Origin of the sequence: Desulfobotulus sp. (assembly GCF_034006065.1) — a bacterium.
Classification (GTDB): Bacteria; Desulfobacterota; Desulfobacteria; order Desulfobacterales; family ASO4-4; genus Desulfobotulus.
The window spans coordinates 71,200-84,979 of record NZ_JAVETM010000012.1 but is presented as its reverse complement, the minus strand read 5'-3'; the positions used below and the strand labels follow the sequence as shown (position 1 = coordinate 84,979).

Genomic DNA, 13,780 nt, shown 5'->3' with positions numbered 1-13,780 from the left:
GTTTGCAAAACGACCCTCCTCCCTTTCTTCCCGCCCTGCGGTGACCTGCAGCGCGGGAAGGACAAGGGCATCGTTTTGCGCCAGACTCAGACCCGGCCCCCCTCCGGTCCAGACAGAAAACAAGACACAGAAAATGTAAAACAGCCGGAGCCCAGACTTCATATCAGAAACCCAGGGTCTGGATGAAACAGGAGCTGGATGAACTTTCCGCCTTGCTCAGCTTAGGACCTCCCACGTTGTCCAGGGCAAAATAAGCGGGCGTGTTCATGCCAAAGGCTCCCACATCAGTGGATTCCAGGGCAAAGCTTACACGCTTTACCTTTCCAAGGGATGACAGATCCACCCACTGCCAGGCATCCAGGATTTCCTTTTTGGATTCCCGGAAATCCGCCAGATACACATCCACACGACCCGTCACATCCCCTGCCCCATTCCGTCCCGTAATTTTGAGGCGAAACCAGTCGCCCGCACCAAATTTTTTTGCAAACGCATCTCCCTTTTTCATGGAAAGATAGGCATAGGTGGTGTTTGTCACATACACACCGCTGAGGGTGGTCTCCGCATCCAGCACAAACTCTGGATCATCCCCGCCCGCATAGGCCAACGCATAGGTTTCCGACCTTCCAACACCCTCTCCGGTAATGGCGCTGTACTGGTTTTCATGGCCCTCTGTCCAGGTATCCTTCTGAGTGGATACGGCAAAACCACTCCACACCTGCCAACCCTTGTCGTAGGTGTTGAGAAAACGCATAGCACCCGAACGGATACCACCACTTTCGTCACTGCCGTTCCAGTATCCCTTTTGCAAAAGGGAGCGATCCACATCCTCAAAGGTCGCAGATGCCGCCAGGGCAACCACAGGAAAAACCAAAAAACAGCCCAGAATCACCCCTGCCCGAAGCCAACATGTCTTACGCATTCTTTCTTTCCTTTCCCCAGATGAAACGTGATAAAAAAATCAGGATGACTCCTTAAAAAACCTTTTTTTGAGACACCTTGTCCTTTTCAGACAGATCGCGCCCAGAGCATCCTTAAAAACACAGGCCCTCCGATGAGGGCTGTGAGAATACCCACCGGCATTTCCGTAGGGGCTACCAGGGTTCTTGCCAGCATGTCGCAAAAGGCCAGAAAACTTCCTCCCGCAAGGGCGGAGCAGAAAAGCCCCAAACGCAGATCCGGCCCTGAAATTCTCCGCACAAGCTGGGGAATGATGAGGCCCACAAATCCGATGGGACCGGAAACCGCCACAGAGGCCCCCACAAGAAGCCCTGTGGCAAGGCATACGCGAAAACGCACCTGGTCCACCGCCACCCCGTGGGCCAAGGCCAGGCCTGAATCCAAAGCCATGAGATTCAGGGACGCGCCCAGTGGAAAAAGAAAAAAAGAGCCCACCAACAGAAAGGGCAGCATGGCAGCAAGGCTTTCCCATCCCACCACATCCAGGCCTCCCATGAGCCAGCGGTCCATGACCACAAGACGGGAAGGATCCACGCTGTAACGGATCAGCAGCATGAGAGCGCCGCAGAGAATGTTCACCGTGACACCCGCAAGAATCACGGTTTCTGTGGCCCCGCCAAAACGGGCCGCCATTTTCAAAGAAAGCCCCACGGCAGCCATGGCCCCGCCAAAGGCCAAGACCTGGACCGAAGAAAAGGGGCCCCAATATAAAAAAAGCGCCGGAACACTCAAAGCCAGGGACGCGCCCACAGCAGCGCATCCGGCAATCCCCAGAACAAAGGGCTCTGCCAGAGGATTTTCAAGAATAACCTGTAGGGCGGCTCCACAGGCGGCAAGCCCCATACCGCAACCAAAGGCAAGCAACACCCTGGGGAGGCGATGGTGGAGGAGAATTTCCGCGCTTATGCTTCGTTCCTTGGAAAAAAGCTCCAGAACAACCCCGGGAGGCGTGGCTTCCGCGCCGAAAAAGGGCAGAAGACAGAGCGCCGCTAAAGCCAGAAGACCATACACCCACAGGTGCCGGACAATGCCGTACTTGTCCATCAATCCTCCCGCAGGGGAAGAAGCACGGCTCCGCCCTTCTGATCCGGATGGGGCCAGCAGACCATGGAGCTTCCGTACGCCTGCATCAAAGCCTCAGAACGCAGAACCTCCTCCGGCTTTCCGTCTGCCAGGATGCGGCCTTCATTCATGAAAATCATGCGATCTCCAAAGGTAGCGGCAAGGTTGATATCATGGCTCACCACAAGGGCCAGGATATCCTTTTGACTTTCCATCCTGAGACGTCGGAAAAAATCCGCGCCATGATGGGGATCAAGCCCCGTACTGGGCTCATCCAGCAGAAGAATCCGGGGATGACGGGATAAAACCGAGGCAAGGAGCACACGCTGGCGTTCTCCGCCGGAGAGCCTGGAAAAGGATCGCCTGGCCAGGTGGGCCGTCGCCGTCTTTCCCATGGCCTCCACCACTGCCTTTTGTGTGCTGGGTTGCCTTCCTCCAGAGCCGCCATCCAGACAAAAACGTCCCATGGCCACCACCTCCTGGACCTGAAAGGTATAAAGGGGACGCACCTCCTGGGGAAGATACCCCAGTTGGGCGGCCACCTGCCTGCGGTTCATCTGCTCCAGGGGTTTTCCATGCAGAAAAACCCGACCCTCCGAAGGCCGCAGAATGCCTGCAAGGAGCTGCAGGAGGGTGGACTTTCCACCGCCATTGGGTCCCACGATGCAGCAAAGCCCCCTCTGGGGCAGATCCAGATTCAAAGGCCCCAGGGAAAAGGTGTTCTTTCTTGCAAAAAAAAGATTCTGAGCCCTCAGTCCTTCCATGCCATGGTCTCCTCCAGCACATCTCCGAAGAGGGCCGCCGCTTCGGCAATGCGGGGTCCGGGCAAAAGCAGACGGGAATCCTTCAGGCCCACAATCCGTCCATGGCGCACGGCCGGAACGGGTCCCAGAGCTCGCCACTGCCCAAGCAAGGCCTTTTCATCAAAGGCACTTTCTCCTGGAAGAAACTCCAGAATCATCTCAGGCCCCCGCACCAGGATGGCTTCCTTGGAAACCGTGGGATAACGCTGCTCCTGATCAGAAAAAATATTTTCGCCTCCCACCAGGGAAAGAAGTTCTGTGAGATAGGTTTCCTTGCCTGCGGTCATGACCTGAGAAAGGGTTCCGGGCGTTCTTCCCAGTACAAGGAGTACCTTCACTGGTTTTTCCCGGGCATAGCGCTGACGAAGGGCTTCCAGATCCCGGTTCATGGCCTCAGTCAGGGCCCTGGCTTCATTTTCTTTATCCAGAACCTGACCCAGGGTTAAAATCGCCTTTTCGATGGAAATCCGATCTTCCATCACCAACGCCAGCACGGGAATCCGCATTCTCTGGCAATAGGTCTGCAGCCTTTCATGGCGTCCCTGCACCAGCACCAGGTCCGGCCGTAAAACCGCAATGCGCTCCAGGTTGGGATTAAAATATCCACCAGCAGACGGCAGATGCAGGGCTTCGGGCGGAAAGATCGTGTACTCAGGGATTCCCACCACAAGATCACCTGCACCAAGGGCAAAGACCGTTTCCACAAGATTCGGAGCCATGGGTAAAATGCGCTGAGGCCCCGCAAACCCCGCCTTTACGGAAAACAAAAGAAAAACCAGCAGCCAGACTATGCTATTTTTCATGATAAAAAACTTTCCCTTAGAGTGCCGCCATACTGAAAAAATTAAAAAAACAAATACCTTCATTCAAAGCGCTTCGTTTGGCTCAAAAAAAAGACGCAGGCCGCAGAATGTGCACAAAAAGGCCTCAGAAAAAATCCATTCATTTGGAGCTTAAAAAAACACGAAAGGGACCCTTGGGCAGGAAAAAAAGGAGGAAGGAAGTGTAAGCCTGACTATCCTGGCGACGCGGGCAGCAAAGCCCTGTACCATGATATGAATTTCCGGGGTTTCCTTCCGCCCTCTGATCCGCAAGAGGCCGGGGATACAGCATTCAAGGCAGGTCTTCTGACTCCCGGATCTTCTGCTTTTTTCGGCCTTCCCGTCCCTTTTCAGACAGTAGCCTTGTCAAAGACGGAAATACGGCATCCTTTCCTTACAGATACCCGAATTCCAGCCCTGGAAAAAAACATCCCCGGTTACAGCGGTGGGCCCGTTCCCGACTTTCACGGGATTCCCTATCAAGCGTCTGGCGCACCTCGAATGAAAACGGTTCTGTCATGATGGAATAAAAAAAACAAGCCTGAAAAATCCGGTTTAAAAAATAAGCGAGCGCCTGTATCCTGATTTTTTTACAAAAAAAACCTGGTCGAAAATAACGCAAAAAAAAAGGGGCACAGATTAAAAATCTGTGCCCCTTTCTCTCGTTTTATGGAAGCTGCCGCCCGCTGTCTGAAAAAAAACTTAGATTTCCTTGGCACAACAGCCTTGGCTCTGCTGTTTTTTCATGCCCAGGAACCCGAAAAAAAAATCCCGGAATGGGTCCCTTTTCCGGCAGCCAGTCAGGAAAAACCTGTCACCCGGCTGCATTTTCCCGGGCCTTGCGGATTTCTGCCAGATCCTTTTCAAAGATATCCTCATCCAGGCTATTGCCCTCCCGCATGATGAGAAGGGCAAGCTTGTGCATATAGCGTCGCCTTTCCTGGGAATTTCTTCCCGGATAATTCCGGAAGGTCATGACAACGCCAGCCAGGGAGGCAAAAAAGGCGTGGGTGAAAAACCGGATGTTTTCCGCACCTCCCGCACGCTTCACCATTTCATCGAACATCTTGAGGAAATAGCGCTGCACAGCGTTGAATTTTTTCAAAGCCCGCGTATTCACTTCTCCGCGGATCATGAAGTGACACATCATCTGGAAGGTGGCCTCATTGTCAATGAGATAATCCACGACGGCAACGGCCAGATCCTCAATGCTGCCCCCACTGGAGAGGCGCTGCTCCAGGAGCCCTTCAATGGAGTTGATATCCTGGATCAGGGCTTCCACAAACAGGTCATCCCGGCTTGGAAAATACCGGTATATGGATGCGGCGGAAACGCCCGCCTCTGCGGCAATATCCCGCATGCCGATATCATGGAAGGACTTTTCCTCAAAAAGTTTCATGGCTGCATTGATGATCAGGCTTTTACGCACTTCACGCTCATCTTCCCGCAACTTCATGAATGTGGACCGATCCGACATTCCCTGTAACCTCCTCATAATCTGTGCCTTGGTGTGTTGACGAAAAAAACCGCCTCACAACCGCATGTCTGATGCACTCACAAAAAAACGCCGGAACTCCGGGACACCAAGATCTTTTCCAGAAGTATAAAAAACAAAATACCGCGCAGGGGTGAATGAAAAGATTCTCTTAATCCCCATATATCCGGCCTTACTTTTCAGTTTCCATTCTTGGGGCAGAATAAAAAAATACCCTGCACGGGGTCTTGGAAACATAGCGCGGGTTACCGGAAAGCTAAGGATTTTTCATGCTTTCAGGTTTCTTTTTTCTGCCTTTTGCTTTTTCTCTCCGCATCCGCCAAAGCCAGGTAAAAAGCGCCTGTGGCGAGTTCTGCACAGTGCAGCTCATGTTCCGGAAGGGTTTCAAGGTAGGCAATAAGCCTCTCGGGCGTCATCTTCCATGCCGCTTCCAGATCCTCACCTTCCGTCAGCAAGGCAATGCTTGCGGCGCAGGCATTGGTATTAAGACATCCATCCACCTGGTAGGAGATAAAACGAAGGCGGTTTTCATCAAGGGTCAGAAAAAATTCTATGGTGTCTCCGCAATCGCCTTTTTTGCAGCCATATCCGTCAGGGTGGGATACCCTTTCGCGTCTTTCCGTATTGAAGGCCATTTCAAGGTAGCGTTCCGAGTGTTTCTGCCAGAAATCTTCACTGCCCATCCCTGAACCTCCAAACGTTTTTAACATACAAGATTGCATGTTTTCTTTCCAGTTTTTTTACAAAACCCGGTTTATTTTTATGCTTAAAAAAGCTTTGGAAATCAAAAATCCTGAAAAATCATCTTCTTTAAAGCAGGTTTTTTTTACCTGCTCAGGGGCTTTTATGAGACAAAGCCCCAAAGTAAGAATCCATACACCAGAAGATCCGAGGAATCAAGAAGACCGGATCCAGCGCTCCAGAACCGCAACCAGGGCATCGGGCTTGACGGGTTTGGCCAGATAATCATCCATGCCTGCATCCATGCAGGTTTTTTTATCCTCAACCGCTGCATTGGCTGTGAGGGCAATGACAGGAATCCAGCGGTTTTTATCGCCCGCATCCCCCGCGCGCAAGGCCCGGGTGGCCGTCAGGCCATCCATCACCGGCATCCGCATATCCATGAGAACCGCATCATAGCATCCATCCTGCAAACGATTGAGCCCCTCACGCCCATCTTCCGCCAGATCCACAAAAAAACCCTTGCGCTCCAGAATTTTTGCCACAACGGTACGATTCACAGGTTGGTCTTCCACCACAAGAACCCTGCGGCCCTCCAGACAGATGGCGGATCGACCGGCAAGGGACAGGGGACCCAGAATATCCTGAAGCACACCAAAAAAACGAGAGCGGATTAAAGGTCTCCGCAGAATGGGAGCCTCCGTGTCCGGCGCATCCACCTGCAGGACCACACCTTCCCCAGGGGGCTGAATACCCGAATCCACCACCCAGAATAAGGGCGTCAAATCTTTTCCTTCCGGCGCAACTTCCGCAAATCCCCCGGCATCTTCCACCCAGGAAGCCACCAGAGCCGCTTCTTCGGAATCCTCCATGCATATCCCCACAAATTTCCCCGTCAGCATGCCCTGCCAGGCCTGAGGAAAGGGGCTGGGTGCTCCGGCCAGGGGAAAGGGAATGCGCAGAGAAAAGCCCGTTCCGCCTCCGGGTCTGGCATAAGCATGGATATGCCCCCGCATCTGCAGGACCAGTCTGCGGCAAATGGCAAGCCCCAGGCCCGTTCCTCCATGGCGACGCGTACGCGTTGCGTCTACCTGGGTAAAAGGTGCAAAAATCAAGGCTCTCTGATCTTCCGGAATCCCTTCCCCCGTATCCGTTACTTCCACTTCCAGCATGAAGGTCTCATTCTGCTCCAGACGTCCTCCGACGCGCAGGACCACTTCACCGCCTTCGGTAAATTTCACCGCATTGCCCAGAAGATTTCCAAGAATCTGACGCACCCGGTCTCCATCTCCCATGAGAAGGCCGGGAAGATCGGAACCGGGATAAAACTTAAGACGGATTTTCTTTTCCCGGGCCTTGGCCGCCGTTGAATCCAGCAGTGAAAGTATGAGTCTTTCCGGATCAAAGGGTCGCACATCCAGGCGAAAACCGCCGGATTCCAGGGTGGCATAGTCGAGAAGATCATCAATAATGCCCAGCAGATGCTCGCCGCTGCTCCGGATCACCTCCAGCATCTCCCGCTGTTCCCGGCTCAGTCCGTTTTCACGCAGAAGATCCGCCATACCCAGGATGCCATTCATGGGCGTACGGATTTCATGACTCATATTGGCAAGAAAGACCGTTTTGGCCCGACTGGCCGCTTCGGCGCGGCAGGCAAGCTCCTGGGTGGCTTCCATGGCGTCCCGCAGATCCGCATTCATTCTTTCAAGCTCTGCGGTCCGCTCGGCCACACGGGACTCAAGCAGGCTGTTTGTACTTTCCAGTACTTCACGGATCCGGGCGTTCTCCCTGAGGCTGATGCGCAGGCGCTCATTGAGACTTTGCAGGGCCTGGCAATCCCGGTAAGCCCGCAGACCCATGACAACAGAGCTGACAAAACGCTGGGAAGTCAGATCGCTTTTGGACTGATAATCATTAATGCCATAATCCGTTACCACTCTGTTTTCCGGCGCCAGTCCCGGCTGGCCCGTACGCAGCAGAATCTGCAGGCAGATATTTTTCTTCTGTTCGCGGATGAAGGTCACAAGATCAAGGCCTGCGGTATCGTTTTCCATCACCACATCCAAAAGCAGCACCGCCACATCTTTGTGCAGATCAAGTATCCTTCGGGCCTCTCCTGCGGAATGGGCTTCCAGCAGGCAGAATCCCCTTTCCTCAAACATCATGTTCCCCAAAACCATACGCGTCAGGCGATGCACCTCAGGGTCATCATCCGTTACCAGAATTTTCCAGGGCGGCAGAGACGGCTTCCGGTTGCGGTAGGGATCCTCGCACAGACCCGCGTCCGGAGGAAAAAGATAGGGATCTCTACAGGATGGGGCTTCCTGCATCGGGATCCTCCTTGTATTTTATGATATACATGTCATGCCTGCCCCAGGGGCAGGGCTTGGTCAGGCAGGAGATGTTTAAAAAACAAACACCCCACCCAAGGAAAAACCCAATGGACCCAGCAGAAAAAGAACTTATGGAAATTTTTGATACGCAGGGAGCGGGCACCGGAAGAATCTCAACCCGCAGTCAAATCCATAAGAACGGTGATTTTCACGCAACGATCCATCTCTGGATTATCAACGAATACGGTCAACTTCTATTACAAAAGCGCGCTTTGCACAAGCATGTGTATCCAGGAAAATGGGACATTTCTGTAGCGGGACATGTCCCGGCAGGCAGCTCGCCCCTGTGGGCGGCAGTCAGGGAAGCCGCTGAAGAGCTGGGCCTTGAAGTACGCCCGGAAGACCTTAAACCTGTGGGCAAGGTGCTTTCCTGTCAGTATCATGGGGACAGGGATGCACCTTTCTGGGACCGGGAATATCATCATATATATCTTCTGCGCATTCCACACAAGTCCCTGGAAAGTTTTTCTTTTCAAGACGGAGAAGTCACCGCCCTGCGCTGGATGGCCCTTGCGGATTTTTTTGATCGCACCCGCCGCCAGGATCCGAAAATCGTCCCCCATCCCGAGGCTTTTGCCATGGTTAAGGCCTGGCTTCAGCTCAACCTTCCCGATGCCATCGGAAGAGTGACGCCCCAATCACCATGAAAACCAGAGACATAAGCAGCAAAGCGCCCAGATGGGGAAGAATGTCCCCCAATCCGGCCCCTTCGTTCATCACCTTGCGGGCCGCCCCGATGAGGTGGGTCAGGGGAAGGAAATCCGCCATCTGTTTTACCCAACCCTTGGCCCCTTCCAGGGAAAACCAGACTTCGGAAAGAAACATCATGGGCCAGGCCATGAGGTTGAGAACGCCCTCGGCAAACTCCTCACTTTCCGTACGCGAGGCAAGGATCACCGAAAGACTGACCAAGGCAAAACCACCCAGAAGAAAAATCGGAACCAAAAGCCAGATCGAACCCCGGATTTCAAAGCCATAGAGCAGGGTACACGCCCCAAGCACAATGGCAACGTTCACAAAAATCAGAAACAGCCGTGACAGCACCTGGGCTGTGAGAAATTCCCAGGACCGCAGCGGGGTGACGCTCATGCGTTTCAGAACCCCGTTTTTACGATAACGGACAATGGCATATCCCACACCAAACAAGGAGCTGAACATGACATTCATGCCGAGAATCCCTGGAAACAGCCACTCCACATAGGGAAGCCCCTCCCCTGCCACGGAGGTTTTTGAAAATTTCCCCGTATCCGGATTGTCCGCAGCCTTGAGAAAACGTTCGGCCACATACCCCCCCGGCGCCCCTTCCGCCACCCAATAGCGTCCATCTCCGGGATTCAGAAGAAAATCAATTCTCTGCCTTTCCAGAGCCCGAAGTCCTTCCTCCAGGTTTTCAAAAAAAATGATGTCCAGGTGACGGCTTTTCTGAAAACGCTCCAGACTTTCCAGGCTTTCCACGGCCACAGGCCCCTGGACCACGCCTGCTTTGGCAAAGATCTTACCATCTCCGGAAAATAAAAAACTGAAACCCAGGATGATGAGCAGGGGAAAAAGAAAATTCCAACCAAGGCTTGTTTTATCTCGGTAAAACTCCCGGACGCGGGCCCGTATAATGGTGAGAATACGTCGGATCATTGGCGTTTCCTGTACACGGAAAGAAAATGGACGGTTCCGGAAAAGGCGCTGCCCGCTCCGGTCAGGCCCCCATCTTCCTTCCCGAAGGTTCTAAGGCCGCAATTCCCGGCCCGTGAGTGCAATGAAAAGATCCTCAAGGTTAAAGGATCGGACCGAAAGATGATCAAGGTCTGCGCCCAGCGCCACCAGGGCCTTCAGCGTTTCTCCGGCATCCCGGGTATGAATGGAAAGCCCCGCCTCGCTCTGGCGCAGGGACCAGGGAAAGGCTTCGGGCATACGGCCTTTCAGGGCGTCTGCTCCGAGGCTGATCACCGCTCCATCTCCGTGGGTCGCCAGAAGATCCCTGGGGCTACCCATGGCAATGATACGGCCTGCGTCCACAATGGCAATCTCATCACAGAGGATTTCCGCTTCTTCCATATAATGGGTGGTGAGTACCAGGGTTTTTCCCAGGCGCTTGATCCGCCCCACAATTTCCCAGAGATGACGTCTTGCCTGGGGATCCAGCCCCGTTGTGGGCTCATCCAGAAAAATAAGGTCCGGATCATTGGCAAGGGCCATGGCCAAAAGCAGCCGTTGCTTCTGACCGCCGGATATGCGGGCATTGTCCTTGTCCAGGATATCCTGGATCTGACAGGTATGAATCAACTCTTCCAGGGGAGCTCTGCGGCGGTAGAGATTCCGAAAGACCTCAAGGGTTTCCCGCACGGTCTGCAACACCAGCAGCTCCGTACTCTGGAGCTGAATGCCCACCTCTTCCCGGAACGCCCGCCCCCTGGGCCTGCCTTTGTAGAGAATTTCTCCGGATGTGGGGGAAAGAATGCCTTCAATCACTTCAATGGTAGTGGTTTTTCCAGCGCCATTGGGGCCTAAAAGTCCAAAACAGGTTCCGGGTTGAATGGCAAAATCAATCCCACGCACAGCCTCCACCCTGCCAAAATGTTTCACCAGATTCCGCACCTCAAGTACGGGTACGTTCATGAACTTTCCTCCAGCATGAAGTGGTAAAGCCGTTCCAGGGCCAGGGCGGCAAAAAGCCTCTGGTTGGCCTTTCTTTCTCCCGTATCCCGGATCAAACACCAGGATTGCAGGCTTTGGGCCGTACAGAGGCCAATGCAGACCATGCCCACGGGCTTTGTCTCCGTTCCGCCGGAAGGCCCGGCAATCCCAGTCGTGGAAAGACCGAAATCCGCCATACCCACCCTGCGTGCGCCCACAGCCATCTCCCTTGCCACAGCCTCGCTTACCGCACCGTGGGCATGGAGGGTTTCCCGCCGCACGCCCAGCACTTTCTCCTTGGTGTCATTGGCGTAGGTCACCGCAGAAAGCCTGAAATAGGCCGAACTTCCGGCAAGGGCCGTGAAAAGATGAGCCATAAGCCCGCCGGTGCAGCTTTCCGCCAGGGCCAGGGTTTTTTCTCTCCGGGTGAGAAGAAGGGCTAACTTTTCCGCGAGGATGGCCGCGTCATGGGTGCCTGGGTTCACACAAAAACCTCCGTGGCATGCAGAAAAAATCAGGGGGATGCGCCCGATCTTCCGGGATTCAACTTTCCTGAAAGAACGGTCTCCATGTTTTCCTCCTCCTGGTCCTGAACCATGGGGTAAAGTACGTACAGGCCGGGAAAAAAATGAGACCAGTATGGGCCTGCCCACCCTTTACTCCACCCCCTCCTTCCATGACAAGTTCTTTTATGCGTCCAAAGCCTCCTTGCATTCCCCTACGCCATGGCGTAGATTCTCCACCGTCAAGGGAAAGCCCCTCCCCACCCATCCAGCGGCTGATCAGGAAGACGCCATGAAAAGCATCCATGAAACCATCGCCAAAAGCCTTGGCATCCAGAAAAACCAAGTCATGGCCGTAGAAAATCTGCTTGCCGAAGGTGCCACCCTCCCTTTCATGGCCCGCTACAGAAAGGAAAAAACCGGAGGCCTGGATGAAGTCCAGATCGCAGGCATTCTGGATTACCTGGAGGCGCATCAGAAGCTCGAAGCCAGAAGGCAGACCGTACTCGCCTCCCTTGCTGAGCAGCGCATCGAGGATCCAAGCCTCCTTTCCCATATCCAGGCCGCAGAAAATCTCGCCATCCTTGAAGACCTTTACCTGCCCTACCGCCCCAAACGCAGGACACGGGCCACCATGGCCAGGGAAAAGGGACTGGACCCCCTGGCCGAAGTCCTCTGGGCCCAGTCCGACACCCTGGATCCCCTGGAAGAAGCCAGGCGCTATATAAAGGAAGGGGTTCCCGACGCCGAGGCCGCCTTGGCTGGGAGTCGGGATATCCTTGCGGAAAAGATCAGTGAAGATGCCCGCATCCGCGCGGAACTCCGGGATCTTTTTTCAAAAAAAGCCCAGATCCGAAGCCTTGTGGTCAAGGGCAGGGAAAACGAAGGCGCCACTTTCAGGGATTATTTTGATCATGGGGAAATGGCCACCCGCGCAGGCGGTCACAGGATCCTCGCCATGTTCCGCGGCGAACGCGAAGGATTTCTCCGCATCACCATCCGGCCGGATGCGGAAGAAGCCACTGCCCGCATCCTTGCCAGAGTGGTCCGCAGAAAAAACAAAACTTCCCTGGAAGTGGAAAAGGCGGCTCTGGATGCCTGGAAACGCCTCCTGGCCCCCAGCCTGGAACCGGAGCTGAAACAGCTGCTCAGGGAAAAAGCCGATCTGGAGGCCATCCAGGTATTCGCCACCAATCTGGAAGCTTTGCTCATGGCCCCGCCTCTGGGAAGCAAACCCGTGATGGCCGTGGATCCTGGATTCCGTACAGGCTGCAAGGTTGTGGTGCTCGATGCCAGCGCCGCCCTGGTTGCCGATGCCCTGATCCATCCCTTTGAACGGGAAAGGGAGGCGGAAGTCCTTATCCGGAAACTCTTAAAGCATTTTCCGGTTTCCGCCATTGCCATCGGAAACGGCACCGCAGGCCGGGAGACCGAAACTTTTTTCCGGAAGCTTGGCCTTTCCATCCCCCTTGTTCTGGTGAACGAAGCCGGGGCTTCGGTGTATTCGGCTTCTGACATTGCAAGGGAGGAATTCCCGGATAAGGATCTCACCATCAGGGGCGCTGTTTCCATCGGCCGCAGACTCATGGACCCTCTTTCCGAGCTCGTTAAAATCGACCCCAAAGCCATTGGCGTGGGGCAATACCAGCATGATGTGGATCCCAACCTTCTCCGACAGCGCCTGGACGCTGTGGTTTCCTCCTGCGTGAACCGGGTGGGGGTGACCCTGAACACGGCCAGCGCTCCCCTTCTTTCCTATGTGGCGGGTCTTGGGCCCAAACTGGCAAAGGCTGTGGTGCAGTACCGAACGGAAAACGGTCCCTTTCAGGACCGGAAATCCCTCATGAAAGTTCCCCGTTTGGGAGCGCGAACCTTTGAGCAGGCCGCAGGTTTTCTCAGAATCCCGGAAAGCAGCAATCCTTTGGATGCCAGTGCTGTGCATCCGGAACGCTACGATCTCGTCCAGCGCATGGCAAAGGATCTGGGGGCCGATGTGGCGGATCTCATGAAAGACTCCGGCCGACGTGCAAAAATCCGGCTTGAAGCCTACCAGACGGAGGATGTGGGGCTTCCCACCCTCAGGGATATTCTGGGGGAACTCGAAAAACCGGGGCGGGATCCCAGGCAGGGCTTTTCCCTGTTCTGTTTTGCGGATGTGCATGCCATTACAGACCTGAAAATCGGAATGAAGCTTCCGGGCATTGTCACCAATGTCACCAACTTCGGATGTTTTGTGGACGTGGGCGTACACCAGGATGGGCTGGTGCATATCAGCCAGATGGCAGATCGCTTTGTAAAAGACCCCCACCAGGTGGCCACAGTGGGCCAGCGGGTGATGGTGCGGGTCATGGATGTGGATGCCCCCCGGAAAAGAATTTCTCTTTCAATGAAAAATCCCACAGACTGACCCGAAGTCTTGCGGGCCAGCCTTATC

Annotated in this window: 12 protein-coding genes and 1 riboswitch; of the genes, 2 read left to right on the top strand and 10 right to left on the bottom strand. The window is 54.4% G+C overall.

Annotated elements, in window-relative coordinates:
• Positions 1-163 precede the first annotated feature (163 nt).
• The 7 genes from RBR60_RS06805 to RBR60_RS06775 form a co-directional block, all read right to left on the bottom strand.
• Complete coding sequence (locus RBR60_RS06805) at positions 164-919, bottom strand: DUF4465 domain-containing protein (RefSeq protein ID WP_320355137.1); 756 nt, start codon at positions 917-919, stop codon at positions 164-166.
• 86 nt (positions 920-1,005) lie between these two features.
• Entirely contained in the window at positions 1,006-2,001 is a 996-nt protein-coding gene (locus tag RBR60_RS06800) for an iron ABC transporter permease (RefSeq protein ID WP_320355136.1), read from the bottom strand.
• Complete coding sequence (locus tag RBR60_RS06795; RefSeq protein WP_320355135.1) at positions 2,001-2,783, bottom strand: ABC transporter ATP-binding protein; 783 nt, start codon at positions 2,781-2,783, stop codon at positions 2,001-2,003. Before RBR60_RS06795 ends, RBR60_RS06800 begins: the two co-directional genes overlap by 1 nt.
• Complete coding sequence (locus RBR60_RS06790; RefSeq protein WP_320355134.1) at positions 2,771-3,625, bottom strand: helical backbone metal receptor; 855 nt, start codon at positions 3,623-3,625, stop codon at positions 2,771-2,773. Before RBR60_RS06790 ends, RBR60_RS06795 begins: the two co-directional genes overlap by 13 nt.
• A gap of 296 nt (positions 3,626-3,921) precedes the next feature.
• Positions 3,922-4,158: riboswitch (cobalamin riboswitch) on the bottom strand.
• A gap of 299 nt (positions 4,159-4,457) precedes the next feature.
• Positions 4,458-5,120, bottom strand: coding sequence for a helix-turn-helix domain-containing protein (locus RBR60_RS06785; protein ID WP_320355133.1), 663 nt, complete (start codon positions 5,118-5,120; stop codon positions 4,458-4,460).
• A 293-nt stretch (positions 5,121-5,413) separates the two neighbouring features.
• Positions 5,414-5,821 carry an iron-sulfur cluster assembly scaffold protein gene (locus RBR60_RS06780; RefSeq protein ID WP_320355132.1) on the bottom strand — a complete coding sequence of 136 codons (408 nt, stop codon included), beginning with the start codon at positions 5,819-5,821 and terminating at the stop codon, positions 5,414-5,416.
• Between the two features lie 213 nt (positions 5,822-6,034).
• Positions 6,035-8,149 carry a response regulator gene (locus RBR60_RS06775; protein WP_320355131.1) on the bottom strand — a complete coding sequence of 705 codons (2,115 nt, stop codon included), beginning with the start codon at positions 8,147-8,149 and terminating at the stop codon, positions 6,035-6,037.
• A gap of 110 nt (positions 8,150-8,259) precedes the next feature.
• Here RBR60_RS06775 and RBR60_RS06770 point away from each other — a divergent pair, with 110 nt between their 5' ends.
• Positions 8,260-8,859: an NUDIX hydrolase gene (locus tag RBR60_RS06770; protein WP_320355130.1), complete on the top strand. Its 600-nt coding sequence runs from the start codon at positions 8,260-8,262 to the stop codon at positions 8,857-8,859.
• Here the strand turns inward: RBR60_RS06770 and RBR60_RS06765 are convergent.
• From RBR60_RS06765 to RBR60_RS06755, 3 genes are all read right to left on the bottom strand, one after another.
• On the bottom strand, positions 8,813-9,844 hold the full coding sequence (locus RBR60_RS06765) for an ABC transporter permease (protein WP_320355129.1): 1,032 nt from the start codon (positions 9,842-9,844) through the stop codon (positions 8,813-8,815). The genes RBR60_RS06770 and RBR60_RS06765 overlap by 47 nt on opposite strands.
• Before the next feature lie 90 nt (positions 9,845-9,934).
• Positions 9,935-10,825, bottom strand: a complete 891-nt coding sequence (locus RBR60_RS06760; RefSeq protein ID WP_320355128.1) for an ABC transporter ATP-binding protein — start codon at positions 10,823-10,825, stop codon at positions 9,935-9,937.
• Positions 10,822-11,328 (bottom strand): CinA family protein, encoded by a 507-nt coding sequence (locus RBR60_RS06755; RefSeq protein WP_320355127.1) that lies wholly within the window; start codon positions 11,326-11,328, stop codon positions 10,822-10,824. The genes RBR60_RS06760 and RBR60_RS06755 overlap by 4 nt, the downstream gene beginning before the upstream one ends.
• Before the next feature lie 310 nt (positions 11,329-11,638).
• Here RBR60_RS06755 and RBR60_RS06750 point away from each other — a divergent pair, with 310 nt between their 5' ends.
• Positions 11,639-13,753, top strand: a complete 2,115-nt coding sequence (locus tag RBR60_RS06750) for a Tex family protein (protein WP_320355126.1) — start codon at positions 11,639-11,641, stop codon at positions 13,751-13,753.
• The last annotated feature ends 27 nt before the right edge of the window (positions 13,754-13,780 follow it).

What these genes read in the sequence shown, in the direction of transcription:
- RBR60_RS06790 (WP_320355134.1), bottom strand. Translation starts at nt 3,625, where the DNA reads ATGAAAAATAGCATAGTCTGGCTGCTGGTTTTTCTTTTGTTTTCCGTA.
- RBR60_RS06760 (WP_320355128.1), bottom strand. Translation starts at nt 10,825, where the DNA reads ATGAACGTACCCGTACTTGAGGTGCGGAATCTGGTGAAACATTTTGGC.
- RBR60_RS06800 (WP_320355136.1), bottom strand. Translation starts at nt 2,001, where the DNA reads ATGGACAAGTACGGCATTGTCCGGCACCTGTGGGTGTATGGTCTTCTG.
- RBR60_RS06780 (WP_320355132.1), bottom strand. Translation starts at nt 5,821, where the DNA reads ATGGGCAGTGAAGATTTCTGGCAGAAACACTCGGAACGCTACCTTGAA.
- RBR60_RS06795 (WP_320355135.1), bottom strand. Translation starts at nt 2,783, where the DNA reads ATGGAAGGACTGAGGGCTCAGAATCTTTTTTTTGCAAGAAAGAACACC.
- RBR60_RS06770 (WP_320355130.1), top strand. Translation starts at nt 8,260, where the DNA reads ATGGACCCAGCAGAAAAAGAACTTATGGAAATTTTTGATACGCAGGGA.
- RBR60_RS06765 (WP_320355129.1), bottom strand. Translation starts at nt 9,844, where the DNA reads ATGATCCGACGTATTCTCACCATTATACGGGCCCGCGTCCGGGAGTTT.
- RBR60_RS06805 (WP_320355137.1), bottom strand. Translation starts at nt 919, where the DNA reads ATGCGTAAGACATGTTGGCTTCGGGCAGGGGTGATTCTGGGCTGTTTT.
- RBR60_RS06775 (WP_320355131.1), bottom strand. Translation starts at nt 8,149, where the DNA reads ATGCAGGAAGCCCCATCCTGTAGAGATCCCTATCTTTTTCCTCCGGAC.
- RBR60_RS06785 (WP_320355133.1), bottom strand. Translation starts at nt 5,120, where the DNA reads ATGTCGGATCGGTCCACATTCATGAAGTTGCGGGAAGATGAGCGTGAA.
- RBR60_RS06750 (WP_320355126.1), top strand. Translation starts at nt 11,639, where the DNA reads ATGAAAAGCATCCATGAAACCATCGCCAAAAGCCTTGGCATCCAGAAA.